Raw genomic sequence first — 25,920 nt, forward strand, 5'->3', positions numbered from 1 at the left:
TCACCTCGTTATAATGTTACAGCAATTTCTTCTGCTGGTTTCCCAATGACAACATGCTTTGTTTCTTTGATGTGAAGTAAAGCAGATTGTGCTTGGTATTTCGGACGTGCCATTTGGTCATTCATCATCGGCACTGGATTTGGTGATTCGCCTTTTGCATATTTCGCAGCGTTCTTACCGATTGCACGATACGTTTCCAGCGTGATCAGTGGCGCTTGCGGGAATAATTCAAGATTTGACAATGGTTGTAGATCTTTTTGGTGAATGATCGCCGTTCCTTTTGATTGGATCGACACGCAAATTCCTGAACCTGAAAGCTTATCTCCCTCAACTGCGACAAATGCCACATCAGATGAACGGAAAACTTTAATTACACGGGCTTTCAACCCTTCTTCTTCGATTCCTGCAATCACTTGTTTCAAGATATCTTTATGGCTCACACCAATGATATTCGTTGTTTGAGATGTTGCGAATGCAGGTCCAACTGCAATAACCACTTCGTCTTGTGCATTGCCAGGTTGTGCGACACCGATTGAACGGAACCAAGATTCAGAATTGTTGTCTGTCGCTACAGCCGTCGACGGTGTACTTTTGAACGCAACTGTTTGTTCACTTTTCGTTGTATCCATTTCAGTCAAGACTTCTTGAATGATCGATCTTAGTAAATTTTCGTTGATTTCTGCCATTTCATACTCCTCCTATATATCCTGCGGGTTGATTGCGTTAGGAATTGCTTTCACTTTTTCCCACTCTGAGCCATCTAAACGGTGTCCAGTTCCTGGTCCAGCATAGTCATTTTTATCATTGACAGCAGAAATGACATTCCAATCTTTATCAAAGATAGAAGAAGTTTGTAAAAGGTCTCCGGCAACGCGTTGTTTCAATAGATTCAATACACTGACAGCCACATCTTCAAAGCCTGTTTTAGATAATGCTTTGACTAGATCTAAACCAGTTGCTCCACTAGCCAACAACTCTTCTGCACCTTTGATATCTTGAACCATATCACGAGCAGGCATGTCATCAGAACCACGAGCATAAGTCGCCGCTTCTACTTCTTCGTCTGTGATCGTTGGCAACCCTAACTCTGCAAATAGTGCTTGCATCGCTTTCGCTGCTTTATTACGAACTTTGATCACTTCTGCTTCTTTGACTGGTCGTAAACCACCATCAACACGAAGGTCACGTTGTAAAATGTTGTAATCGTCGAAATCATCTGCATCAAAGTTTGAACCCGCAAACATATTGTCGTAATTCGGAGTAGCAGAGTAGCCAGAAGAGATATAGTCAGTCCCTGGTAAGAATTGCATCAATAAACGAGCTGTTCGACGGATATCTGAGTGAGAGAATGTTTGGTCATTTCCAGAGGCCACTTCAAGGTCAAGCAACATAGCGATCAAGTTTTCCGCTAAGACCGCACGAATCCCTGATGGCACCGCACCTGGAATACCGATACAACTGATCGAACCATTTTGTAACCCTTGAACCCCCGCTGCTTTTGTCAGATAAATACATCTAGTTTCCAAGTACAACATCGATTTGCCTTCTGCATAACCCATTTGTACTTCTGAACCAGTCCCTGAGGTGAAACGCATCTTCAAGCCGCGAGACGCATAACATGAGGCAAGGAATCCTTTCGACCAAGGCGTATCATCGCCATCGGTAAATACTTTCTCTGTTCCATAAACTGAGATCGTTTCAGCATAAGCTGTGAATCCTCTCATACCAAGGTCAAGTTCAGTTGCTTCTTCCAATGAGCACTGTGTCAACACCCCTGGACGTCCAACTTGTGAACCAATCATGATCGAGATGGCATTAAATGGTGCATAACGTGCAACTGCAACTGTGGTTTCTTGTTCATCAAACCCACGTAAAGCACCTTCAGCGGCATCCGCAGCAATCTGCACTGGGTTGTCGCGTAAGTTTGTTACGTGAGATTGGGTGGTAGGACGACGGCGAGCACGCATTTTTTGCACAGCCATCATCATTTCAACCACGTTCATGTAGCCAACCACTTCATTGATTTTTGCCGGTGTAGCAGAAGTCGTCAATTGGATGATTTCTTCACGACAAATGTTCGGATCAACGATTTTATTCGCTAATTCTTTCGATGACATTTGCATGACTTCTTCCGCACGAGTGATGTCGATGCCATACTGTGCGATATAAGCATCGATCAAATCAAAGTCTTCTTTTGCTTTCCCATCTAATTCAACGACCTCACCCGCAACGATCTTGATGCTTGGTTTTGGATCATTAGGACTTTGCATGGCAATCAGACCTTCGTCTATCCACTCATCAACAAATCCATCTTGGTTCACTGGTCTTTTTGATAATTCTTCAAATCGTTTCGATTTCATCTATTTACTCACTCTCCAATTTAAATATATGATGGCTGATCATTTGTTGGCTCACTACCTAATGTCGCTAATAGTTTGATACCGATTTCGCGAGCAGAAATAACAGCCTGACGGACAGCCCCTGAATCACCACTAAATGTCATCGTGACTTCATTTGAGAAATTCTGTCCATTTTGTGGAGTCGCATAGCTGACCACTTCAATATTCGCCGCCTTCATGGCTGTATCTGCCATCACTACACCGATTGCAGCTGGTGCACCAACGATTAAACCAAATGATTTGCCGATTGGAGTTCCAAATACTTTGTTACACGCATAACTTGCTCTAGCAGTGTATTGACATTCAATGTGGCCTGCTTCATTCGCATACACATCTCCGAACGTGCGAGTATCCACTTCTTTTAACGTCACTTCTACCGCACGTTTAACATCCGAAACATCATCCCCACCAAAAATGATAAGCGAGCCATGACCAGCGCCACCTTTAGTATCTCTTGGCATTTCGATCGAGATGACTTCTGTGTTTGTTGCTTTGACTGCTTCATCTGCCGCTAAAATATGCGGTCCAGCACCGGTACGAGCACCTACGATACCAATCGATCGATATTTTTTCTCTAATTTCATCGTATCCAATAAGGCTGAATCAACATTTGCGATCACTAAACCAATAGTATCCCCAAATGCTGATGCACCGACAAATTCTGTTAATCCACAATATTTTTCAATCATTTTGCTTGTTCCTCCCGATGTAGTTTCCTTTGTTTCATTCGATTCGATTTTATTCAAAACTTTTTTCAAGATTTCTTCTACTGCTGCATTGCTTTTAACCATTTAAATCACCTCAGTCAGTTAAATTTGGGGAGTACTCTCTCAACCTCAGAGTGAGGGCGTGGAATCACATAATTTGAAACAACTTCTCCCACAGAACTAGCTGCTGTCACGCCAGCATCAACTGCGGCTTTTACTGCACCTACATCTCCTCTGACCATTACAGTGACTAAACCTGAACCGATTTTTTCAGTACCGATCAGCGTTACATTTGCCGCCTTCACCATCGCATCTGCTGCTTCGATCGATCCAATCAAACCGCGAGTTTCAATCATGCCTAAAGCTTCTTGACCCATTGTCATACCTCCTAATTTTAGTAGCGCTTACAAAAACTATCATAATAAAAAAAGATGGGAAATAATTGCCCCATCTTTTTTGTACCTATTGAGATAATAATAATAATTTGCTGTGAATAAAAAAAGAAAACACGACAAATAGGCTTAAATTTAAATAATTCAAGCCAAATAATCTATCAAATTCTTGTCATTTGATAGTCAAAATTGTGGTATTTGTGATGTTTTATACAATAACCATTGTTTTTCTGTTAAAATAAGTGCCATGAAAGGGGGCTGTTGCATGATTCAAGATCATCCAAAAGGAATTCATTCAGATAGACTAACAAAGATATTGGAAGAATTTGCATTAGCAGTCGATTATGGCGCTGTTTTAGTTGATATTCACGGCAAAGAAACGTCAAATCTATTTAATTTTTCTCCTTTTTGCCAAAATATGCGAGCAAATCCACAATTCAAACATCTCTGTCAAAAGTGTGATGCTTACGGTGGTTTAGAAGCATCAAAGACTGGAAAACCACACATTTATCAATGCCATGCTGGATTGACGGATATCTCATTACCTTTGATCCATGATCGACAACTGCACGGTTTTGCACTTTTTGGGCAAGTAAAAGTATCAGATATTGAAGATCATCAAATCGACCGCATTCATCCATCCATCACGAATTGGAAAGAGCATGCGGAGTTGAGGCATGCACGTAATAAGGTACGCGTAGTGAACAGAAAACAGGTCACGGCTGCCGCCTCACTTTTCGAAACGATTGCTCAACATTATGAGAAAGAAGAAAACCATCCTAGAGATCGAATCAAATTCAATATCAAAACAGCTGAACATAAACCGATTAAGTCTAAAAACAAACGAATCGACTCCGACCATGGAGAAATCAATAAAGCAATCGAATATATCAATAAAAATCTCTCTCGCAATATTACCTTAGATGAAGTGGCAAATCATGTCTATTTGAGTCATTATTATTTCAGCAGACTCTTCAAAAAAGAATTAGGCATCAGTTTTGTCAACTACCTTAATAAACAGAGAATCGAACAAGCAAAAGAATTATTACGCCAAACCAATTTAAGCGTTCAAAAAATTGCTTATCGCATCGGTTATACCCAACCGAGCTATTTCTGTAAGTTATTCAAAAAAGAGACCGGAACAACTCCTGCTTCCTTTCGAAGAACGAGCTGATCCACTGAAAGACAGTTGTCCGACTGTCTTTTTGTTTAATAAAAAAATGAAGTGTCTTCGAAAAAACACTTCACTAAACAAACCGTTCAATAGGAATCGGTTTGGCTCGCAAAGTAATTTTCCCAATAAAATCACTTTCACATCATGTAAGGTATCCTGACTTTGCTTCATCCTACTACCTCGCCTTCCCGTAAGTGGCTAAATTGAGGGGTCGTCTGCATATACAGTAAAAAGGGTCTGTCAAGGATTCGCACCTTGTTCCCTTCACATCATGTGCTCATATTTTATTATTTTCAATTATACATTAATTCACAATCGCGGTCAATAGATAACGGAAACGATTTATTTTAAAAATTGTTTTTAGCTTTTATCCATTCGTAGACAAGTGTTTCTCTAACTCATCTAAACCAAAACCTGTTATCGTAGAAACTTCAAATATCTTAGAAGCACCGGCTAACTCCAATAATTCACGGGCTTTTGCTAGCGTCTGCTGATCTGCTAAATCGACTTTGGAGATCACACCAATCACTTCTTTGTTGAATCTCGATGAAAAATAAGGTGGAAAATAGTTTTGTGCGCTTGTAATATCTTGAACGAATGCCACTACCTCCGCCTCGATTGAAGCACTTACCAACGCATTATAATAAAACTGATTTTCCATGAACTCACCCGGTGTATCAATTGAATCATCCAGATAATACACTTGTTGAGTCTTGTGATAAGAAATGTCTTTCTTTTGTAGCCACTGTGACAATGTAGTCTTACCGCTACCTGTTTGTCCGATAAAAATCACTCGACGCATCTCTTCACCTATCGTCTCTCATAAATAAATAACTACCAACCATTTAGTTTTTTGTAATATTAGGCGTATCAAACCCCAAAACCGTACTCATTGTTTGGATGACTTGTTGCAAAGCATATTCAACTGAAGATACCTCACCAGTGAAAACGACTGATCCACTAAAGCGATCCATGAAACCAATCGCCACATCTCCAGATTTTTTTGCGATATCTGCACCAATGATCGACGCCTCACTCGGTGTGATCGTCAAAATACCGATTGCATTACTTGCTTCACTTAATCCAAGTTTTGTAAAAACTTCACGATCTGCATTTGGGATAATATGCGCAAGTGTGACCTGTTTTCCAGGGACGTACTCTTGGATCGTTCGTTCGATTTGTCTTTCATTTGCTACCATTTGCCACCTCCTACAATCTGATAATAACTATATTCTAGCATAGATGAATAAAAGGATTTTGCTTTTGATCCAGTGGAGTAACAAATATTTGCGGCTTGGTATAATTTATTATGCGATCAAAAAACTGCTATTCTCAACTTTATCAGAGCTGACAATAGCAGTTTTCTTTTACTTAATAAATGTGATAATCAGACTTTCCTTCTTGTTCAACGGTTATCACTAGTCGATGAGGCAAACAGATACTAGTCTGTCCAGGTTCTTTTCTTATCTATTATTTTTACCTGAATGAAGAATATCATCCGCTTTATCTGCAATGGATTCTGTTAAAAGGACTGAAAAATTTATCCCCGCACGTTTGCCTAATGTATCGGCCCATCGTGGAATCGTTAAAGTCTTTTTGACAAGTTCTGTATCCTTTAAATATTTAGCAACATCTACACGAATCAATGTCGTAAAGGAATCTTTTTCAGCAAAGACTTCTTTGATCGGCGTCGGCTCAGGTATTTGCTCTTCGTGCTCAATATAGTCCGCTAGAACCATACCTAATACCTCTTGTGCCATAGCAATTCCATAAGAGATATCATCTTCATTGATTCCTGTATAAGCACCCTGAATATCAGGAAATTCAATGAAGTAACCGCCACCTTCTTCGGGTTTAAAAATAGCAGGATATGTTTTTGCTAAAGGTTCGCTTAACATTTCAGTCAATCCCTTCTTGTAATCAAATGCGAGATTATTTCAATCCCGCATCCTTCAAAATTTTTTGCTCAAGTCCTCGGCCTAGATCTTGATTGGCATGAACAGGGACAGTAATTCTAACGCCATCTTTATAAAGGTGATGATGAGAGTCTTCCTGCCTTCGCTCAATCCAGCCATTCTTCTTCAATAACCGAAGCATTTCTTTTCCTGTAAGCGGCATTCTGCACGATACCTCCTTACAAAAACAACTATAGCACGTGCCAGCACGTATGTAAAGGTGAGGCTATATTTTTAACGAGCGATTTTTCTTGGTTGATAAATTCTAAATTTTGAAATCATTTAAATAGCTCATGCCATCTTCTTTAATTTTTAAATACATATTTTTTAATGTATGATCATATCCGATTGTACCCTGTTACTCTGGAGAAAAAAAACTACCACCATCAACTTTCTACAAGCTGACAATAGCAGTTTTCTTTTACTTAATAGATGTGATAATCAGACTTTCCTTCTTTTTCAATGGTTATCACTAGTCGATGAGGCAAACAGATACTAGTCTGTCCAGGTTCCGAGATCCAACCTGTTCTTACAGCGATTTGATCGGGGCTATTATCTTCTTTGACTCTGATCTTACCTTCTTGGATTTCGACAATATTGTATTGGGTATCAGATGGATGGTAAGTCACCATCTTGCTACTGATTTCATCTAAATCAAAACGTTCGACTTCTTTTCCGTCGATTTTGACTATCGCATACGTCACGCTATTTTCAGTTTCTGCATTATCAAAAGACAAAGCAAAAACAATTGTCGGAGCGAAAGAAGCAACTACCAGAACAAAAATAATGATGATATCCCAAGGTTTTATACCTGATTTACGAAAGTTGTGCATATAGATTGTCCTTTTGGCTTTTCTTATTCTATCCTTTTACCGATCTTCTAAATAGATGTTGATTTGTTGTTCGTCATCATAATCCAGTTGATCCGTTTCAAGCATTTCCATTAATTCTATTTTCAAGTCTACAGGAATCTCCCAGAAGCCGTCAATAGATTTGAACAAATCGGCATCATACTTTTGAAAAATAGGATAAATGTCCAAAAATTCTTCAAAGGATAAGTTTTGTTTTTCGTAATAGTCTTTGACAAAGCCTTGCTCTATCGCATGTTCTGTAGGAAGACCAGTTTCTGTAATCAGTTTCTTATCGACCATCGCACGATAGAATTCTCCTTTGTCTACAGGTTCGTTTTCCGTTTCCGAATAATATTTGATTCCTTGTTCGACCAATGGCGGATAAATAATTTCCATTTCTTGCAGCCTCCTTGCATCGTCCAATCGATTATTCTGTCACTTTCCGTCCTTTATAATAACCTTTTAAGGAGACGTGATGACTTCGACGATAATCACCAGTCACCTCGTCAAAAGAAATCTCTGGTTTCGTCAAACGTTGGTGTGTTCGTCGCAAACGTTTTTTAGCTTTCGATGTTTTTCTTGCTGGTACTGCCATGACTTTTTCCTCCTATTTTACCAACTTGCTTTTTTAACTCCTGGGATCATTCCTTGATGCGCCAGTTCTCTAAATGTGATTCGAGACATACCAAATTTTCTCATGTAGCCACGAGGACGTCCGTCTGTCTGATCTCTCAGTTTCAAACGATTAGGATTAGACTCTTTTGGTAGCTTAGCTAGTCCTTCATAATCTTTTGCTGCTTTTAACTCTTGACGTTGTTCACTATATTTATTGATCAAAGCTACTTGCTTATTCATTTTTGCAATTTTTGATTTTTTTGCCACTAATAATCTGCTCCTTTATTCCACTTTATATTTATTAAATCGTAATAATTACGTTTTGGGTAGAACTACAATACCACTTCTTTATTTGTTTGTCAAAAAAGAAATACGAATAAAGTCAATTTATTAACGACTTCAGACTGAGCTCATCTTTCGAGTATATTGAAAAAGCTCCAATGATATTTATCCTTAACATCACTGTGAGCTTTTTCTACTATTAATAAATGGACACTAAGAATTCAACATCCTAGCCATTACGAATTGATTTTTTCCAACGCCTTCGTAGGCACTTCGTTTTCTGGTACTTCACTCCATCCTTTTCCTTGCATTCCTTTTGCATAGATTTTTAAGTATTTACCTTGTTTTAACTCGTGATCCACTAATTTTTTTACTGTTTGTTGATTGCCATCTTCATCGTATCCTTCAAACGTGTAGAGATAATCCTTCCCTTTTTTATCCCCACTACTTGTTTTGACATAGTATTCCTTCACTTCTTTATCAGATAAAAAATTTTCCGTTAATGCTTGAAAGCCTTCTGTCTTTGATTCAATAAAAAATGCACCAATTCCTAAAATAAGCACAATTGCTAATAATCCTTTTACTAGTTTTCCCATTATCATTCCCACTTCCCTATTCTTTTTCACTTCCTGTCTAAATCATACTAAATAGGCATGTGGGTTGGAATCTATTCTACTAGTGATTAGCTTACATTAACGTAACAAATTTTTTTGCAATTGCTTTTGACCTAGCTAGAATTATGCAATAAAAAAACCGTAAAACCCAAGAAGATAATTCATTCTCGGATTTTACAGGCTATTGAAAAGTATTACTACAACAATTGGTTTTATTATGCTTTAGTCTATCTTACAACTACCGCGTATTTACGTGCATTATAAATATTCTCAAATGTTGTCCGATTCATCCAATAAGAACCACTGATCGGATCTGATACATGGACTTGATTACTTCCTTTATTATATCCATCAAGAGTGACCGCATGATTATTATTCGCTGCGACACCAAAATTCCAATTCCCCCAACGGATTGGTTGGAAATTGATCGTCACCCAAGCAACAACCGGATGGCCATTTTTGACTTCGTTTAGCAACGTATTCATCGAGCTACCTGAAATATTTTGGGCATTTCCGTACTTCTTGCCCCACGTCGTCAAAGGTGCAGGATAAATTGCAGAATAAGTCCATGAATTTTCGACGAATGGGCTGCCGACAAAACCGCTGTTTGGATTACCATTCGGTGATTTAGGGATCGTATTCAAGAATTGAGTCAAACTCCAATTTGTGATCTTCCCTTTATATTGAAGTGCTTGCAATAAAGAAGCCCCTTCACATCCACTTGGCGCACCTAACGCATATTGGTTGTAATTTTTCACACCCAATAGTTTATAGTCCTCTTGATTTTGTTGACCACTACCAACTGCGTACCAACCAACACCTTCATAGACCCAGCCTTGTTTCGTGATTACTTTTTTCTCGTTTTCATCTAACGTGTAATGGTGCCAGTTCACTCGTTTACTATATAAACGACTGACAGGAATGGCATTCGCTCCTTTATAGGAATACCAACCGATTCCTTCATACTTCCAGCCTTGTTTCGTGATACTATCTCTTTCTTTTGCGTTCAACGTATAAAAATGTTCCCCATTATAGCGATTGTACAAACGATAGACAGGATCACCACTTGTCGGTGCCTGCCAACCAACACCTTCGTAATTCCAACCAATCCTTCTTAAATTATCTCGTTCACCAGTATCTCTCGTGTAAAAATGCTCACCACTATGTGGATTGAATAAACGATACATTGGAATCGTTTGCACAGCTGCTCGAAATAATCTTGGGGAGCCTTCGATCAATTCCTCTTTTGGCGCTTGTGTGATATCCGCTTCGTTTTTACCAGCTTTTTCTGGCGCTTCCAAAGCGACTTCTACTCCATCGACGATTGCAGTTTGTGGTTGCTCTGGTTGAACTTCTGTTTCTTCACTCGCTTGTATTGATGGTGTTTGTTGTGACTCTTGCGTTGGTACCTCTGTTTCTGTCGCTTCTGTACTATTTATCTGTGGAGCTGCTGACGTTTGAGTCGATTCAGTCGAGGTAGCCATTGTAGACGAATCCTCTGCAAAAACTTGACTCACACCAAACGAACTCGCTAAAATCGCAAGTATCGTGAACCCACAAATCCCCTTAGTAATAAATCCCCTTTTCATCTTTTTCCTCCTCATAAATGAATAAAAAATAGCAATAAATTTAACATAAAATATTCTCTGAAAATATTATAACAACAGTAATATATACTATTGTTTAAATTATACATGAATCTATTTTTTTGTCCGAATGATTTGTTTAATTTATTTGAGAACCAAAGAAAGCATACGCTAATTTCATTGAGTAAAACTAGATGGAGCTAAGGTAGGAATGAATGAATCTTATCTTTTAGAATATGAGGTTTTCCAATGCTGGCGAACATATATTATTATGAATGCGCCCATCCTTTAAAACAATTGCTCTGGAAGATTGACTGGCAAGCTCTAGGTCATGAGTCACCATAACGATTGTCTTTCCTTTGCTTACTAATTCTTTCAGTACTTCCATAATAAGGACACGTGAGTGAGTATCTAATGCGCTAGTAGGTTCATCTAAAAATAATATTTCTGGATCTGCTAATATTGTGCGACCAATTGCCACTTTTTGTTGTTCACCACCCGAAAGAGCATCAATGGGTTGGTGTAAATCCGCTTTTAATTCCAATCGTTCTGCCAGAGAATAAACATTTTCCCTTTTTATTTTGTGACCATTCAATGTTCCTGGGAGTACCATATTATCGTAGGCTGACAATGAAGGTATGAGTTGGAAATCTTGAAAAATAAAGCCGATTTTTTTACGGCGAAACTTTGCTAATTTCGCTGCACTCCATCCATATGGTGATTCGCCATCGATCATCACCTCTCCCTCTGTAGGAGGTAATAAGCTAGAGATACAATGAAGCAACGTTGTTTTCCCTGAACCAGAAGGTCCTACGATTGATACAAACTCTTGTTGTTTTACATCAAAAGAAATATCAGTAAGCACTTGTAAAAGATTTCCTTTCGCAAGCTCTATTTCTTTTTTTAATTCAGTTATTGAAATCACTATCTCTCTCATCGGTCTTAACCTCCAAAAATTTAATAATACTAATAGTACTATCCTTACCACAAAATCATTCTAGTTTATAAATCGAATTCTCATATAGAACTGTAGGGCGCAAACTACTCATTGATAACGGAATATAAAAAATCAGCTAGAATTTTTGTCAAAGCTTGGATATCTCCTTGAGGCAATCCTCCATGACTAGCTTTTGGGTGAATCTCTAAATGTGAAGTGACCCCTAACTCTTTAAGTTTATGTAGCCAACTTTTCACATCTTCATTTGAAATTTGCTTATCATTTTCTCCGCAAACCACAAATAAATTTGTCTTTGATCCTTTGGCTTTTTTCACATTTTGCATTGGTGAATATGAATGAATATATTTTCGTATTTTTAAATCAGTAGAAGGATCTCCCCATTCAGCTACTTCCATATGCGATAAGTAATCACGTTTATATAGCATAGTACTAAAAGGATCAATAAATGGTGAAGCTAGTAATATAGATTTAAACAAATTTGGTTCTTCATTCAGACTAGCTCCAGCAACTATTCCTCCAGCACTAGAAGAAATTAACGATAATCTGTCAGTAGCCACTATTCCCTCGTCAATTAAATAATGACAACAGTCCAAAAAATCATGTATTGAATTCCACTTGTTCAAATTTTTCCCCATACGATGCCATTTCTCACCTAAATATCCGCCCCCTCTAACATGAGCAATGCAGTATACAAAACCAAGTTCTATTATAGATATCATCATGGGATCAAGATTTCCTTTTTGTTCTCTCGAACCATATGATCCGTAGACATAAATGATACCAGGCTGTTTTCTGGGTAATTGTTTTGAGTCTCCCTTCCAATATATTGTTAACGGTATTTTCATCCCATCAAAAACAGATGTTACATAGAAAATTTTTTTATGTAACTTTTTCACGTTAAGATTAGGTATACTTTGTTTGTTTTTAACCAAAACTAATCTTTCAGGAAGGTTAGGATTATAGGAATATAACATATTAGATACACAACCGTCTTCACAAAAAAGGTATGTCACGCTCTCATCATTAGTATTTTGACAAAGGTGAACATCACCTTGTAAAGGAATGCTGAAAGTATCTTCAATAAATTCAATCTTAGCGTTCACAAAATTTTCAATGGATATTATTCCAGAATTCAATCCATTTTCATTAAAGTAACGAAGGAAAATATAGGTATGATTCGCCTCAATAGTAATAATACTTATATTTTTTCTTGTAGGAATTATTTGATATTTTTTATCATTGCAGTTATAGAGTATTAATTTATGATTCACCGATTTCTCTTTCCTACATACAAATAATATGTAGTCTATTGAATCCTTTGTAAATCCTATAATATGATTGATTCTTCCATTTTTTTTTGACCAAATAACTTGGACAGGATTTTTTTCTTCTGATGAAAAAAGTAAGTATTCTACGTTATTTTTAAACAAAGATCGATTTGATAAAGATGTTTTAATCAGTTTTAATTGATGCGTACTCCTGCTTTCGTAATAGCAGACTTTCTCTTTCAATTGTTTGAAATTCTTTTCCGAAATTTTATTTGGTCGCCCGTTTTCTGTATGACTAATAAAAAGAATACGATCTTTATGTAACTCAAATACAGGAAAACGATCAAGGCTGGTTAAAACTGTGGTCATTACTTTTTCTGAATTCAACTCCATTACTTCAATTATATAATTACTACTTGAAATAGAAATCATCGTTCGAAATAAGTGAACTGGATCAAGAAGTACTTTTACTACCTGTTTATTAGGATGGAAGCGAACATCAAAAAGCAGTTTAGATTTTTTTAAATGACTTTTTTCAGATTCTGTTATAATTAGATTTTTTTTGGTATCGCTTAGTTGTGCAGTAATGGTTCCAGAGTACGGTAATTTCCAATCTTCAAAGCTGTAAATGTAATCATTTATTTGGATTTTTTGATTGTAAACTTTTTTATAATCAAGTAAGCATGATTGAATAGTCGATGCAATTTTTTCTTTACTATAAATCATTGATATTCACCAACTTCCTTAAAGTTAGACTAATTCTGCTCTTGTATTTATTCAATTAATACAATCTAATTCTTTTAGTATATTTCTTTTAGTATATTAATAAATCTACTCGACAAACTTTTTTAACGTGTAGCGCTCAAACCAATATATTGAAATAAAACATAAACCGAATATCAGAAAAGCGCCTAACGATAATAGGAGATTAACCGACCAATTTGCCTTAAAAATATTGCCACCACCCAGATACGTCACTCTTAGTAGTGGAATCGCAAACAATATTGTTCCAATGAAGGTAATTATTATTGAGATGAATGAAACTGAACTGATTTCAATGATTCTCATTTTAAAAATCCAATCTGGTGTACACCCAGTATAGAAATAGTTTTTAGCTTCAACTTTTGTTTTTATTCTAAAAAGGCAAATTGACACAATTACATTTGCTAAACTAATGAGTATTGGCGCCCCGAATACAAAAATAAGGTTGATGATCAAATCTGTGATATAAGAACTATCATTTGTACCATCAATCAGTAATTTAGTGTTGAGAAACAAAGCTATAAAATTCCCAACTAGCAAGGTAATGATGCTGACAGGACGAATTAATTTTATTAATTCTTCAATATTGTGTTGCATATTGTAAAATGCAGTGCGGACCATTGGATTCTTTGTCATTTTTGGTAATCCAACAATTATATGTACGATCCCTCGAAATATGGGACGAATCAAAAAATTCATAGTCATAAGTATAGAAAGCCACAAAAGAAGCAATAAATTCATCGAGTTACTCATACTTCGAGTATATTCTTTTATTAAAGTTGGATCAGGAACATTTTTTAAATATAAATATAATGTCGCACCTACGCTTATTAGTAACGCAATTATTCCTAAAAATTTACCACTGTTCTTCGTTTTATTAGATGCTCTATGAGAGGAAAGGCTTCCCTTTCTTTTGTTATAGTTTTTAAGACAATAGCGCATACATGTATATAGAATAATTGCTAGTTGAATCATTATCACAGCAAAAACGATATTCCACGAGAACTGAAGAGGGATATGTACAAGAGATTCTTTAGCAGCACTCGAAGGTAATGTGGATAAAAAAAGCTGTGAAGATTTTAAGGAGAAGCAGCTTCCAAAAAAGGCTCCAATCATACCGATTAATGACATTTGACCAGTCATTACCAAACTAATTTGAGCTGGAGAAGCACCTAAAAGAAGCAATATGTCATTTGTTTCATCAAAAAAATCTATACACTGTTTCATTGCATTGATAGTCAATAAAAACAACACTACTATCCCTATAACGATTGGTAACTGCATAAAAACACCATAATCAACTGAACTGTTAAGATCAGCCCTACTTAAAGCATTTAATATAACAAAAGCGGTGCTAAATATTAATCCAGAAACAATAAAAATAGGCAGTATGGATAGCCAAATTCTCCAGTGTTGTAAAAATTGCTTAATAATTAATTTAAACATTTAGTAGCAACCTCCTCTTCTAGTATTTCTAATTTTTAAGGTATCATAAGAAAACGGCACTAACAATAAGACCTTAGCCTTATCATTAGATTTAATACTTTTGAAAATATTAAGTATCAAATTCAAAAATATCTTCATTCGATAAAAATATCCTAAAATGGTTCTATGAGAAGCAGACAGAAGTAACAAAAATTCTACCACTTGCTTCAAAATATAAACCAGATTAGGATATACTTTCTTCTTGCACATACTAAAATAAGTAACTAGGCACACTGCATTTTTGATTCAATCCAAGATAGTCACAGTATATTTAGCACCCAACCAGACTTATATTACTTGGAGAAGTATCACACCAACCCCAGCTAGCTGTACTACCACGTTCTCCTTCGACTTCCTCGATAACTTCATCTTCGATCTCAAGAGATTGAAACTTCAAAATTTCGTTTGACATTGCTAGTTCACCTCCTTTCTGTAATTTTTGGTAATAATAAAAATTCATCTGTTGAAATCGATTCCAGTGCAAGTACTAAACCTGCGAAACCGGAAGCAACATCAGTGGTTAAACGCATACCACTATCACCTGCAACACAGGAACCATTACCGAACTTGATTAAGTGTTGTGAAATACCAGAATATACGGATTTTATAATTTCTTGAACATCATCTTTTTTTAGATACTTATTCATCATCATTTGTCCCAATTTCAACCCTGAAAATCCATTAAATAACCCTGGTGAAATACAAAAATTTGTTTTTGTCGCTTTATAAAGCGATTCAAGTACATGCATGTATTTTTTATCAACTATATCGGCATTTTGTGAGATGAGTATTCCTAATCCTACACTTCCCATCGAAAGATATGGTAAAATTCTAAACCCTTGAGCATATTGCATCATGTCTGTATCATCTTTGAAATATCCTTTTAGCTCATTAGCTATTGATTGATTTAATCCTTTTATATAAATAGTCTCTCCAGTATATCTATACATTTCAGCAAAAAGCCAGCCAAGACTGGCATGTCCATATAGCAACCCGGCTTCAATCTTATGCGGATTATTAGTCGCAATTTTACCTTTTCCAATTGATAAATATCTTTCAGGATCAGAAATGTACTCCTTCACATAAACTTTTGTAACAGTCCTAAGTATTACTTCAAACTCTTTTGAAAATAATCCTTCATTGGCAAAATCCAGTCCTACTAATAAAATACCTGCTTTACCTTTATAAATACTATGATTATTGGTCTCTTTCCACCAAGATTCAAAATTATTTTCAAATATTTTAGCAGCAACATCGGAGTTTCCCATTTTATGCATGATCCACAAAGTTCCTGTTACTCCTTCTCCAAAACTAAAATCACGCATGTGACCATTGGCAATTTCATTTACCAGTTCAGTTCTCACTTTTTCTTGTAGTTGTTTGAAGTCATTAGATAAAGTAATCCCAATTCTTTTTGCAGCAAGTGAATAAGCCCAAAATATACCTAAATCAGAAAAAGCTATTCCTTGGAGTGTAGTTAACCCATAATAGTGCACAGGACAGTTACGATAAGGATATTTCCATCTTCTAATTGTTTCATCAAAGCCTTGAAGTAATTCTCCTAATATATTCTTAAAATCAATATTTTTCTCCTTATATCGATCTAAATAAGGATGTAAGTTTTTTCGATCAGTCAAAACTTGTACATTCCCTGCTTTATTTCTCAACCTATTGAGCGTCACTAAAAATCCACTTAGGACTTTAACATCAACATTTAGCGAATCAAATATCTCTTTGCCAGCCTTTTCTTGCTGTTTGGAAAACCCATAAACTAAATCTCCTTGTAAAGCAACAGGGAAAAACAAACTATGAGCAAGTTGAGAAACGCCATACCAATCTATTTCCTCTGGTGTTGTTTGTCCCCACTGCCTGAATCCAGGTGCTGCTACCATATGGAATCTTTTATCAAGTTCATTGAATACCGCTTGCTCCCAATCAATTACACTAAAGTTGTCTTGCACATCAATAACAAAGTTTTTAGGATGAATATCTTGATGAAAAATACCTTTTTCATGTATAGTTTCAAAAAATATCTCTATTTTTTTTACTAACTCATGTGCTCTGTTAAGATAATCCGTCGCGTACCATGTACCAGCTTTGTCGCCTTTAGAATACAATGGATAATTTTTTGTGATCCATCGATTTAATGTTACTCCGTTAACTTTGTCCATAACAAGAAAATGATGTTCCCAAAGTTCTCCTTCCCACAGGAATTTAGGTACACAGGTTGAATCGGCAAGCAATTTCAATGCTTTTCCTTCATTTTTTATTCGATCAATCGCTGTGAGGTGCTTATCATCAATTCCTGTATATGGTCTCGCCTCTTTTATAAAAACTAATTCGTCTCCCAGTTCAGAGTAGTATCCTTCATAGATACCGCCACAGTTTGAAAATCGAATCGGTCTAGCTATTTCAAAAGGAATTAAGTCAGATGAAGATGAAGCATTTTCTTGCACATTTAGCCACTGCTTTAGAAACTCAGGAATTACACTATCATCAGGTCTCACAAAGAAAGACTTCCTGTTATCAGCGACCATTTTCCCATCTATTTCAAGTTCATCACTAAACATTCCTTCACTATTTGGCGAACCTTTCTTAAACATTCCATATCGTAAATATATCGGCCCTTTTGCCCAACGTTTATCACTTAAAATATAAGGCCCTGGATAACCATGTAATTGGCCTTCTAAATAGTCCAGAAATTCTTCTAATATTGACTCATCAGGATAACAAGTGATGAACTTTCCAGCATGTTCTCGAGGCATTTGTTTTCCATTGCGGTTAACAAAACGTTTAACTGTTGATAAATGTTTAAAAACTATGTTTTTTTTATAGCAATTCTCAGAGACGATTTTTAGTATCTCATCTGTATACTCAAGAGTTGAACTAATATGGACTTTCCATCCTTGACGTTGCATATTATTTTTTAGAGGAATGATATACGTCCACTCAGTTTCACGAAATTCTTCCCAATTGTTAGGGATTGGCACTGAAAAGGATTTAGAATTATCTGTATCGTATTTCGAATCTGTGAAAAAAAGTACATCGTCTGTTGAATAGTTACCTTCCACTTGATCACCTCCATATATATAAAACTTTTTTATTCAATGATTTAATCTATTAATCTACACTCATAGTCTATCAAATTAAAATATTTTACACGTCATATGTAACAAAAACAAAATAACATGTAATAAAAAATAAAATGGACTTTAACTAGTAAAATTTTAATCAATAAAATTTGCGAACAGTTACGTTCAAACGATAAAACGTTACAAGATATTAAAAATATATATTTTTGGTGTAAAATAGAGCTAAATATCTATGGGAGATGAGTCGTATGTTAAATATAGCAATTTGCGATGATGAGCCTTCGTTTATAGAGCAAGTTGAACGCCAAATTTTAAGTTATCCAAATTTAAAATTCGACGTTGATGTATATACAGACAGTGTTCAATTGTACAAGAAACTAAAAAAAGAGAAATATGATATTTACTTCTTAGACATAGATATGCCCAAATTGGATGGCATTTCTTTAGCTGAAAAAATAAGAGAAAAAGATGACTATGCCATTTTAATTTTTTTTACTAGTTATAGAGAATATATGGAAAGTGTCTTTAAAGTACGACCTTTCGATTATCTATTGAAACCTTTAGATAGACAGAAAACTTGGGAAATTTTGGCAAAAGCTGTGCGCCATCTGAATGAATTTCCAAATCAATTTTCCTATTTAAGTGAAAAAACCAATTTTATAATTGCTAAAAACGATATCTATTTCTTTGAGAAACAGAAGCGAAAAGTCATAATGCATGGGAAAATCGGTAAAAAATCCTTTTATATGGATACAAAAACTCTTTTAGAGAAATTAGGTGACGGTTTCGTGCAGATTCATACTTCATATATCGTAAACGCATATTATATACGTGGTGTGAAAAAAAGATCTGTTATTGTTCAAATTTATGATGGTTCTGAAGAGTTACCTATTAGTGCAAAGTTCAATGAACAGTGCAAAGAACAAATCCTATCAACGTTAGGAGTATGAAATTTATGCTAGTTTACTTTATTAATACTTTATTCACTCTCATAGACTGTCTATTAATGGCTTACATTTATAAAAAATCTGCTCCTACACAATCTACGAATAAGTGGATAATTTTAGTACTTATTTGCTTCATACTAAAATACGCATTATTTATCTTTATACCTGAAAACTTATTTATTAAAGAGTTCATTAACTTAATTTTTTCATTTATTATTTACCTTTGTGTCGGAATCTTAATGAAAGTTGAAAAAAGCAGCATTATGTTATGGGCTTTTGTATTTTTGAGTATTGTTATGATTTCTGAAAACCTGGCACAGCTTACTCAACTAGGTACAGCTAGAGAACCTTGGTTCACTGATTCAGTTCCATCGTTAATTCCATATCTTAACCTCTCTCTCTTTTCTAGTATTTTAAAGATAATATTGCTTTACATCATATTTTTGATATTTTTTCAAAACCATCTAAAACAAATACCCAAGCTTCCAAATAAACTGATTCTCATCTTGTGTGTTGTTCCTATTTCATCAATAACAATTTTATTTACAACTAGATTATGGTGGTATAATCGCATTGTTTTATCAGTGATTGGGTTATTAGGAATAGATTTTGGCGTTATAACAATAACTATGGCTAACTTACTTATATTCAAATTTATCCAAATACATATTCTTGAATTATCACACAAAAAAAGAAGAGAAATTATTGCGAAGAATAATAGCCAGTATCTTAATGATCTTGAAACTAAAGAAAAAAGAATTCGAACAATGCACCATGACTTAAAAAATCAATACCTCATATTAGCTAGCTATATTGAGAATCACAATGAGAAAGCAGCTTTAAATTATATAAATAAATCCATTATTACATTGGATCAATCATTAATTGATTTTTATACAAGTAATCCAAGCATTAACTATTTGTTGAATCAAAAAGCGCAACAAGCTAGAGATAATAATATAAAAATGGCAATTGAAACATTTATACCAAATAATTTTTATATAGGAAATACTATTATTACCTCAATATTAGGCAATCTGCTTGATAATGCTCTTTATGCATGCATTAGACAAAAAAACTTAGAAAAGAAAATGAATGTTTCGCTAAAATTATTTAATAACAATCTCATCATAAATATCGATAATACTTTTGATCCTAGCGAAATTCGTTCAAGAAAATGGCGTATTAGAAAAGGAATTGGGCTAAAAATCGTTCAAACTATTGTGGAAGAACAGAATGGATTATACCGACATTGGATTGAAGATGGTATTTATCATGCATCAGTTATTCTAATGAATATCTATGGCGAAGAAGAAAAAGAATAAAAGATTCATAACCGCTCATTTAATCAGTAGCTATAATTTCACTGAATTTATTTGCCACTTGAATTCTTGACGATAAAAAAAGCATCTCCTGCGAGATGCTTTCCTCTAAAATCAATTTAAATTTTCTATTTCTTCGGCTCATCCTCATCCATTTTCAGAACAGCCATGAAGGCTTCTTGAGGGACTTCGACGTTACCAATTTGTTTCATTCGTTTCTTACCTTCTTTTTGTTTTTCAAGAAGTTTACGTTTACGGGAAACGTCACCACCGTAACATTTAGCCAGCACATTTTTACGTAAGGCTTTGATGTCTGAACGGGCAACGATTTTTTGACCGATCGCTGCTTGGATCGGAACCTCGAATTGTTGACGAGGGATCAGTTTTTTCAGTTTTTCAACGATGGCTTTTCCGCGTTCATAGGCAAAATCACGGTGAACGATGAAGCTTAATGCGTCGACTTTTTCAGCATTCAGCAAGATATCCATTTTCACTAGCTTGCTCTTTTGATAACCTGACATTTCGTAGTCAAGTGAAGCGTAGCCTTTCGTGCTTGATTTTAGTTTGTCAAAGAAATCAAAGACGATCTCTGACAAAGGCAAGTTATAAACGACATTGACACGATAATCATCTAAATAATCCATTGTAATAAAATCGCCACGTTTACGTTGCGAAAGTTCCATGACTGCACCAACGTACTCATTAGGTACCATGATCTGTGCTTTCACAAAAGGTTCTTCGACATCTTGGATCGTGACTGGTTCAGGAAAATCAGCAGGATTATCAACAACGACCATCGAACCGTCTGTCTTGTTGACATGATAGATTACAGAAGGCGCTGTCGTGATCAATTCAAGATTGAACTCACGCTCTAAACGTTCTTGGACGACGTCCATATGAAGCAATCCTAAGAAGCCACAACGGAAACCAAAGCCAAGTGCTTGTGATGTTTCTGGTTCAAACTGCAAAGCAGCATCATTTAGTTGAAGTTTTTCCAATGCTTCACGTAGATCATTATATCGTGATGTGTCGATCGGGTACAAACCACAATAGACCATTGGATTCATTTTTCGATAGCCTGGTAATGCTTCTGTAGCAGGATTATCCGCAAGTGTCACGGTATCTCCGACGCTTGTATCTTGGACTGTCTTGATGCTTGCAGTGATATAACCGACATCACCGACCATCAAAAAGTCACGCGCAATGGTTTTTGGTGAGAATACACCAACTTCGGTCACATCAAAGGTCTTGCCATTACTCATCAATTTGATTTTATCTCCTGCTTTGACAACACCATCTGTGATACGCACATTTAAAATAACTCCGCGGTAGCTGTCATAGATCGAATCAAAAATCAATGCTTTCAAAGGAGCTTCGATATCGCCAGAAGGTGCTGGGACATATTCCACTACTTGTTCTAATATTTCTTCGATACCGATCCCAGACTTCGCACTTGCTAACACCGCTTCACTGGCATCGATGCCGATCACTTCTTCGATTTCATTACGCACACGCTCTGGATCTGCGGCTGGTAGATCGATCTTATTGATGACTGGTAAAATCTCTAGGTCATTATCTAATGCCAAATAAACATTGGCTAATGTCTGTGCTTCAATCCCTTGAGCGGCATCCACGACTAAGACTGCTCCTTCACAGGCAGCTAAACTTCGGGATACTTCATAGGTAAAATCGACGTGCCCTGGGGTATCGATCAAATGGAAGATATATGTCTCTCCATTTTTAGCCGTATAGTTCAATTCTACGGCATTTAGTTTGATCGTGATCCCACGTTCACGTTCTAGATCCATGGAGTCTAATAACTGATCTTGCATTTCGCGAGACGTCACAGTGTTCGTCTTTTCCAAAATCCGATCGGCCAAAGTTGATTTCCCATGGTCGATATGAGCAATGATCGAAAAATTTCGAATTTGCTCTTGGCGTTGTTTCATTTTCTTTATATCCATAGCGTCTCCTCTTTTCATATAATCAGCACTTTTCATTATACCAACGAAAAGGAGGAATTTAAAGACTTTTTCCTTCTAAGGACTTTAGAAGTTTTTTTTAGAAACTTTTGTTATACTGTGAACAAGTAACTAAATTGGAGTTGAAAAAATGGACCAAACAGATTTTAGAGAAAATTTTGAGTTGAAGCCTGTCACGGAGGAACATGTTGACCAGTTCAATGAGTTACTTTCCTACGTTTTTCAAGTCACTGACTCTGATATTGAAGAAAGTGGATTCGAAAACAAACGGGAATTTGTACGTTCCAAGCGACCGATTCTAGAATTATCCAATGTATTCGGCTGGTTTCATAAAGAAAAATTGATATCTCAAATCGCGATCTATCCTTGCGAGGTCAATATCCACGGTACACGGTACCAAATGGGTGGTGTGACTGGCGTTGGAACCTATCCCGAATATGCCAACCATGGATTGATGCAAGACTTGATCATCGTCGCATTAGACAACATGCGCAAAAACAAACAGTGGATCTCATATCTTTATCCTTACAATATCCCTTATTACAGGCGTAAAGGTTGGGAAATCATGTCAGATAAGTTATCCTTTAAAATACGTGATACGCAACTACCTAAACAAGTACCTGTTTCTGGTATCGTGGAACGACTGCCTGTCGATCACGAAGATGTTTTCCGTGTCTATCAACAGTTTGCGGGAAAGAATCATGGTGCACTGTTTCGTAGTGCCTTTCACTGGGAAGAATACTGGCGTTTCGAAAATGAAGAAGAACGGACTGCGGCGATTTATTACAATAGCGACAATGAACCAACAGGTGTACTTTTTTATTGGGTCGCTGAAGAAGTCTTCCATGTCAAAGAGATGTTTTATTTGAACCAAGAGGCGCGTAATGGGTTGTGGAACTTCATCTCTGCACATTTCTCAATGGTTTACTGGGTACATGGCGATATCTACAAAAATGAACCCCTCGCTTTCTTATTAGAAGATAGTCAAATCAAAGAACAGATCGAACCTTATTTTATGGCAAGAATCGTTGACGTCAAAGAATTTATCCAGCGCTTCCCTTTTTCTGGTACAGCAGAGGATTTCCATTTCATCGTGGAAGATTCCGTGGCACCTTGGAACAATGGCGTATTTGGCTTGACGTGGCGAGATGGTCGTTTGTCGATTGTTAACGAACCCCTAGGAAAAATGGTTCGCTTAGATATCCAAACCTTGACATGCCTAATGATGAATTATCGTCGTGCTTCTTACCTTGCTCGAATCGAGCGCATAACCACGGATGAGGACATGATCAAGACATTAGAGCGGATCATCCCAAACATGGAAGCTTATTTTAGTGACTATTTCTAATACAAAGGATGTTGAAACGAATGAATATTTATTTTGCAGCACCACTATTTGCAAAAGGAGATTTGCTTTATAACGAATCTCTTGTAAAAAAAATCAGAGAGATTTCTTCTGATTTATCGATCTATCTTCCACAAGAAAACGAAGCAATCAATGATAAGACTGCCTATGCAGACAGCAAAATGATCGCCTTGGCTGATACAGAAAAAGTACTAGAAAGTGACCTGATGATCGCTCTTTTAGACGGATTAACAATTGATGCCGGAGTTGCTTCTGAGATCGGTGTCGCCTATGCAAAAGGCATTCCGATCATTGGTTTATATACAGATAGCCGCCAACAAGGAGCGACTCATCCAAAAAAAGTCGCTGCCTTGCAACAGGCCGGTGAAAATCAGTTTCATTATTTAAATCTTTATACGGTCGGCTTGATCAAGTTGAACGGAACGATCGTGTCGTCTGAAGAAGCATTGTTCGAAGCATTGAAATCATATTTAGCTGGGGGAAATATTAGTGAGTAAGACAGTAAAAAAAGTTCAGATTGCCTTAACGATTTTCGGTCTATTTGTTGTGGGTTATAACATTTTCGAATTTGTAACAAACAAATATTCGACCACACAAGGAATCACCTTTATCGTCGAATCTTTGGCAGGTATCTTATTGATTTATTTGCCACAGATCATTCGCCGATTGTTCAAGATCCATGTTCCTGATGCGATTGTTTTATTTTATTGGTTTTTCTTGTTCATCTCTGTCTTTTTAGGAACAGGTATGCACTTGATCAGTATTATTTCATTTTGGGATAAAATCTTACACGCCGTTAGCCCGATGGTTCTGACTGCCTTAGGTTACGGTTTGATTGGCTTCTTGCTGAAAGACGCGCCAATCGAGAAAACAAGTCCTTGGCTATTTCTTTTATTTGGATTTGCTTTTGCCGGATTATGCGGTGTTTTCTGGGAGTTCTGGGAATTTCTATGCGATCAATTCTTAGGGATGAACCTGCAACGATTTGCTGCTTCTGATGGTACACTCTTCGTCGGACGCGAAGCATTGATGGATACAATGGGAGATTTACTAACAAATACAGTCGGCGCCTTTATCATGGGTGTTTATGCGTGGGTCCAAGTGAAAAAAGACCCAGCACATTTTGAGAGTTACCGACTAAAAAAATTGGAAGATTGATTGCTAGTATCAACAGTAACCTTACTAAAAAAAGTGAGTTTGGGATCCTAAAGATTCCTGACTCACTTTTTTTCCTGCAAATTTTTACTTCAACAAACTCATGCCAATTACACCGATGACATACACCAGTGTCCCCAAATAGATTGAGCATTTTTCTAATGATGTCTTCTTCTCTCTCAAAAGAATAATACTTCCGTAAGTTGCCACAAGCAAACTCATTTGCGAAAAGGAATAAGTGATGCCCACACCTAAAGAAGAAGATACAGCAAATAACGTCGTATTAGCAATCACCCAAGAACAACCGGTGACGATATTTCGAGCAATGGCATTGAGTTTCAATTGTCTGATCTTCTTGATTGAGATGATCATCCCTCCAACAAACATGCCGATGGATTGAGGTAGAAACACTTGCGGTCCATGAATATCAAAATAACTAGTGATCGTTACATATAGCATCAAAAACCCAGATGAAATGCACAAAAAGACAATGACTTGTTTGGCTACTGCGCCGTTTCCGTTGCTTGTTTTTGTCACTAATAATATACCAACTAAGATGACAGTTAAAGCCACGATCGACATGATAGCTACAAAGACACTTGTCCATTCTAAAAGAAAAATACCTGAAACAAGCGTGACAAATGCTAATTGTGTCCCAACAGATATGGGCATGGCTTTTGATACTTCGGCCTTTTCTAATGCGCGGAACTGAAAGTATTGCCCCACCGCCCAAAATGTTCCGGACAAAAAACAAATAATAAATGAAACCGTTTGGTACGTTACTTGCTGAAACAAACTAAATATCAAGCCAAATAGTAAGGCAGCAATGGTTGTGCCGATCAACTGTTCTTCTGACTTCCCTCCCATGATCTTAGATAATATCGGCATCATTCCCCACCCTAATGCTGGGATCAAAGCTAAAAATAAAAGGTGTATCGCCATAATTTTCCCTCTTTCAATTTCACAACTAAAGAAAGACACAAGTAGTCAACTTGCTGTTCCTAAAAC

Annotated in this window: 27 protein-coding genes and 1 riboswitch; of the genes, 6 read left to right on the forward strand and 21 right to left on the reverse strand. The window is 36.4% G+C overall.

From position 1 onward, the window contains the following. Positions 1-8: 8 nt before the first annotated feature. The 4 genes from I2F89_RS01180 to I2F89_RS01195 are packed head-to-tail and all read right to left on the reverse strand — an operon-like array spanning position 9 to position 3,483. Complete coding sequence (locus tag I2F89_RS01180; protein WP_195513261.1) at positions 9-686, reverse strand: propanediol/glycerol family dehydratase medium subunit; 678 nt, start codon at positions 684-686, stop codon at positions 9-11. A gap of 12 nt (positions 687-698) precedes the next feature. After that, positions 699-2,360 carry a propanediol/glycerol family dehydratase large subunit gene (locus I2F89_RS01185; protein ID WP_195513262.1) on the reverse strand — a complete coding sequence of 554 codons (1,662 nt, stop codon included), beginning with the start codon at positions 2,358-2,360 and terminating at the stop codon, positions 699-701. Positions 2,361-2,380: 20 nt separating this feature from the next. Next, positions 2,381-3,190 carry a propanediol utilization microcompartment protein PduB gene (gene pduB / locus I2F89_RS01190; RefSeq protein ID WP_195513263.1) on the reverse strand — a complete coding sequence of 270 codons (810 nt, stop codon included), beginning with the start codon at positions 3,188-3,190 and terminating at the stop codon, positions 2,381-2,383. A gap of 14 nt (positions 3,191-3,204) precedes the next feature. After that, entirely contained in the window at positions 3,205-3,483 is a 279-nt protein-coding gene (locus I2F89_RS01195; RefSeq protein WP_195513264.1) for a BMC domain-containing protein, read from the reverse strand. Between the two features lie 280 nt (positions 3,484-3,763). On the opposite strand from I2F89_RS01195, the gene I2F89_RS01200 reads away from it, so the two are divergent. Continuing rightward, positions 3,764-4,672: a PocR ligand-binding domain-containing protein gene (locus I2F89_RS01200; protein ID WP_195513265.1), complete on the forward strand. Its 909-nt coding sequence runs from the start codon at positions 3,764-3,766 to the stop codon at positions 4,670-4,672. A gap of 128 nt (positions 4,673-4,800) precedes the next feature. Next, positions 4,801-4,969, reverse strand: a riboswitch (cobalamin riboswitch). A gap of 70 nt (positions 4,970-5,039) precedes the next feature. On the opposite strand, the gene I2F89_RS01205 is transcribed toward I2F89_RS01200, so the two are convergent. From I2F89_RS01205 to I2F89_RS15690, 15 genes are all read right to left on the reverse strand, one after another. Beyond that, a complete protein-coding gene (locus tag I2F89_RS01205) occupies positions 5,040-5,474 on the reverse strand; it encodes a EutP/PduV family microcompartment system protein (protein WP_104871051.1) in 435 nt (144 codons plus the stop codon). A gap of 43 nt (positions 5,475-5,517) precedes the next feature. Further along, the gene (locus I2F89_RS01210) at positions 5,518-5,871 is read right to left on the reverse strand and encodes a BMC domain-containing protein (RefSeq protein WP_195513266.1); all 354 of its coding nucleotides are present in this window, start codon (positions 5,869-5,871) and stop codon (positions 5,518-5,520) included. A gap of 264 nt (positions 5,872-6,135) precedes the next feature. Beyond that, a complete protein-coding gene (locus tag I2F89_RS01215) occupies positions 6,136-6,570 on the reverse strand; it encodes a type II toxin-antitoxin system HicB family antitoxin (protein ID WP_086334731.1) in 435 nt (144 codons plus the stop codon). Between the two features lie 34 nt (positions 6,571-6,604). Then, positions 6,605-6,790 (reverse strand): type II toxin-antitoxin system HicA family toxin, encoded by a 186-nt coding sequence (locus I2F89_RS01220; RefSeq protein ID WP_195513267.1) that lies wholly within the window; start codon positions 6,788-6,790, stop codon positions 6,605-6,607. Positions 6,791-7,052: 262 nt separating this feature from the next. Then, a complete protein-coding gene (locus I2F89_RS01225; RefSeq protein WP_074799130.1) occupies positions 7,053-7,460 on the reverse strand; it encodes a NusG domain II-containing protein in 408 nt (135 codons plus the stop codon). 36 nt (positions 7,461-7,496) lie between these two features. Next, the gene (locus I2F89_RS01230) at positions 7,497-7,874 is read right to left on the reverse strand and encodes a hypothetical protein (protein ID WP_074799133.1); all 378 of its coding nucleotides are present in this window, start codon (positions 7,872-7,874) and stop codon (positions 7,497-7,499) included. 31 nt (positions 7,875-7,905) lie between these two features. Beyond that, positions 7,906-8,073, reverse strand: coding sequence for a 50S ribosomal protein L32 (gene rpmF / locus I2F89_RS01235; protein WP_074799136.1), 168 nt, complete (start codon positions 8,071-8,073; stop codon positions 7,906-7,908). A 17-nt stretch (positions 8,074-8,090) separates the two neighbouring features. Further along, positions 8,091-8,360, reverse strand: a complete 270-nt coding sequence (gene rpsN, locus I2F89_RS01240) for a 30S ribosomal protein S14 (RefSeq protein ID WP_074799138.1) — start codon at positions 8,358-8,360, stop codon at positions 8,091-8,093. A 251-nt stretch (positions 8,361-8,611) separates the two neighbouring features. Then, a complete protein-coding gene (locus I2F89_RS01245; protein ID WP_115357691.1) occupies positions 8,612-8,971 on the reverse strand; it encodes a YxeA family protein in 360 nt (119 codons plus the stop codon). A 245-nt stretch (positions 8,972-9,216) separates the two neighbouring features. Beyond that, on the reverse strand, positions 9,217-10,578 hold the full coding sequence (locus I2F89_RS01250; RefSeq protein WP_195513268.1) for a C39 family peptidase: 1,362 nt from the start codon (positions 10,576-10,578) through the stop codon (positions 9,217-9,219). 226 nt (positions 10,579-10,804) lie between these two features. Continuing rightward, entirely contained in the window at positions 10,805-11,512 is a 708-nt protein-coding gene (locus tag I2F89_RS01255; RefSeq protein ID WP_074799141.1) for an ABC transporter ATP-binding protein, read from the reverse strand. Between the two features lie 104 nt (positions 11,513-11,616). Continuing rightward, positions 11,617-13,527: a prolyl oligopeptidase family serine peptidase gene (locus I2F89_RS01260; RefSeq protein WP_195513269.1), complete on the reverse strand. Its 1,911-nt coding sequence runs from the start codon at positions 13,525-13,527 to the stop codon at positions 11,617-11,619. Between the two features lie 105 nt (positions 13,528-13,632). Then, on the reverse strand, positions 13,633-15,009 hold the full coding sequence (locus I2F89_RS01265; RefSeq protein ID WP_195513270.1) for an FtsX-like permease family protein: 1,377 nt from the start codon (positions 15,007-15,009) through the stop codon (positions 13,633-13,635). A 310-nt stretch (positions 15,010-15,319) separates the two neighbouring features. After that, on the reverse strand, positions 15,320-15,460 hold the full coding sequence (locus tag I2F89_RS01270; protein ID WP_181055297.1) for a SapB/AmfS family lanthipeptide: 141 nt from the start codon (positions 15,458-15,460) through the stop codon (positions 15,320-15,322). Between the two features lie 7 nt (positions 15,461-15,467). Further along, positions 15,468-18,119, reverse strand: coding sequence for a lanthionine synthetase LanC family protein (locus I2F89_RS15690; protein WP_195513271.1), 2,652 nt, complete (start codon positions 18,117-18,119; stop codon positions 15,468-15,470). A 269-nt stretch (positions 18,120-18,388) separates the two neighbouring features. On the opposite strand from I2F89_RS15690, the gene I2F89_RS01280 reads away from it, so the two are divergent. Both I2F89_RS01280 and I2F89_RS01285 read left to right on the forward strand, forming a co-directional pair. Next, positions 18,389-19,090, forward strand: coding sequence for a LytR/AlgR family response regulator transcription factor (locus I2F89_RS01280; protein WP_074799149.1), 702 nt, complete (start codon positions 18,389-18,391; stop codon positions 19,088-19,090). A gap of 236 nt (positions 19,091-19,326) precedes the next feature. Next, positions 19,327-20,412, forward strand: a complete 1,086-nt coding sequence (locus I2F89_RS01285) for a GHKL domain-containing protein (protein ID WP_229078009.1) — start codon at positions 19,327-19,329, stop codon at positions 20,410-20,412. Positions 20,413-20,537: 125 nt separating this feature from the next. Here I2F89_RS01285 and lepA read toward each other — a convergent pair whose 3' ends face one another. After that, on the reverse strand, positions 20,538-22,373 hold the full coding sequence (gene lepA, locus I2F89_RS01290) for a translation elongation factor 4 (protein WP_065095933.1): 1,836 nt from the start codon (positions 22,371-22,373) through the stop codon (positions 20,538-20,540). A gap of 148 nt (positions 22,374-22,521) precedes the next feature. Here lepA and I2F89_RS01295 point away from each other — a divergent pair, with 148 nt between their 5' ends. The 3 genes from I2F89_RS01295 to I2F89_RS01305 are packed head-to-tail and all read left to right on the forward strand — an operon-like array spanning position 22,522 to position 24,915. Next, positions 22,522-23,739, forward strand: a complete 1,218-nt coding sequence (locus I2F89_RS01295; RefSeq protein WP_071867693.1) for a GNAT family N-acetyltransferase — start codon at positions 22,522-22,524, stop codon at positions 23,737-23,739. 20 nt (positions 23,740-23,759) lie between these two features. Next, entirely contained in the window at positions 23,760-24,254 is a 495-nt protein-coding gene (locus I2F89_RS01300) for a nucleoside 2-deoxyribosyltransferase (protein WP_071867692.1), read from the forward strand. After that, positions 24,247-24,915 (forward strand): hypothetical protein, encoded by a 669-nt coding sequence (locus I2F89_RS01305; protein WP_071867691.1) that lies wholly within the window; start codon positions 24,247-24,249, stop codon positions 24,913-24,915. The genes I2F89_RS01300 and I2F89_RS01305 overlap by 8 nt, the downstream gene beginning before the upstream one ends. Positions 24,916-24,999: 84 nt before the next feature. Here the strand turns inward: I2F89_RS01305 and I2F89_RS01310 are convergent, their stop codons facing one another. Further along, positions 25,000-25,854 (reverse strand): GRP family sugar transporter, encoded by an 855-nt coding sequence (locus tag I2F89_RS01310; protein WP_195513273.1) that lies wholly within the window; start codon positions 25,852-25,854, stop codon positions 25,000-25,002. Between the last annotated feature and the right edge of the window lie 66 nt (positions 25,855-25,920).

The sequence above is a fragment of the Enterococcus sp. 1001283B150225_161107_E12 genome, assembly GCF_015556925.1.
GTDB classification, from domain to species: domain Bacteria; phylum Bacillota; class Bacilli; order Lactobacillales; family Enterococcaceae; genus Enterococcus_B; species Enterococcus_B mundtii.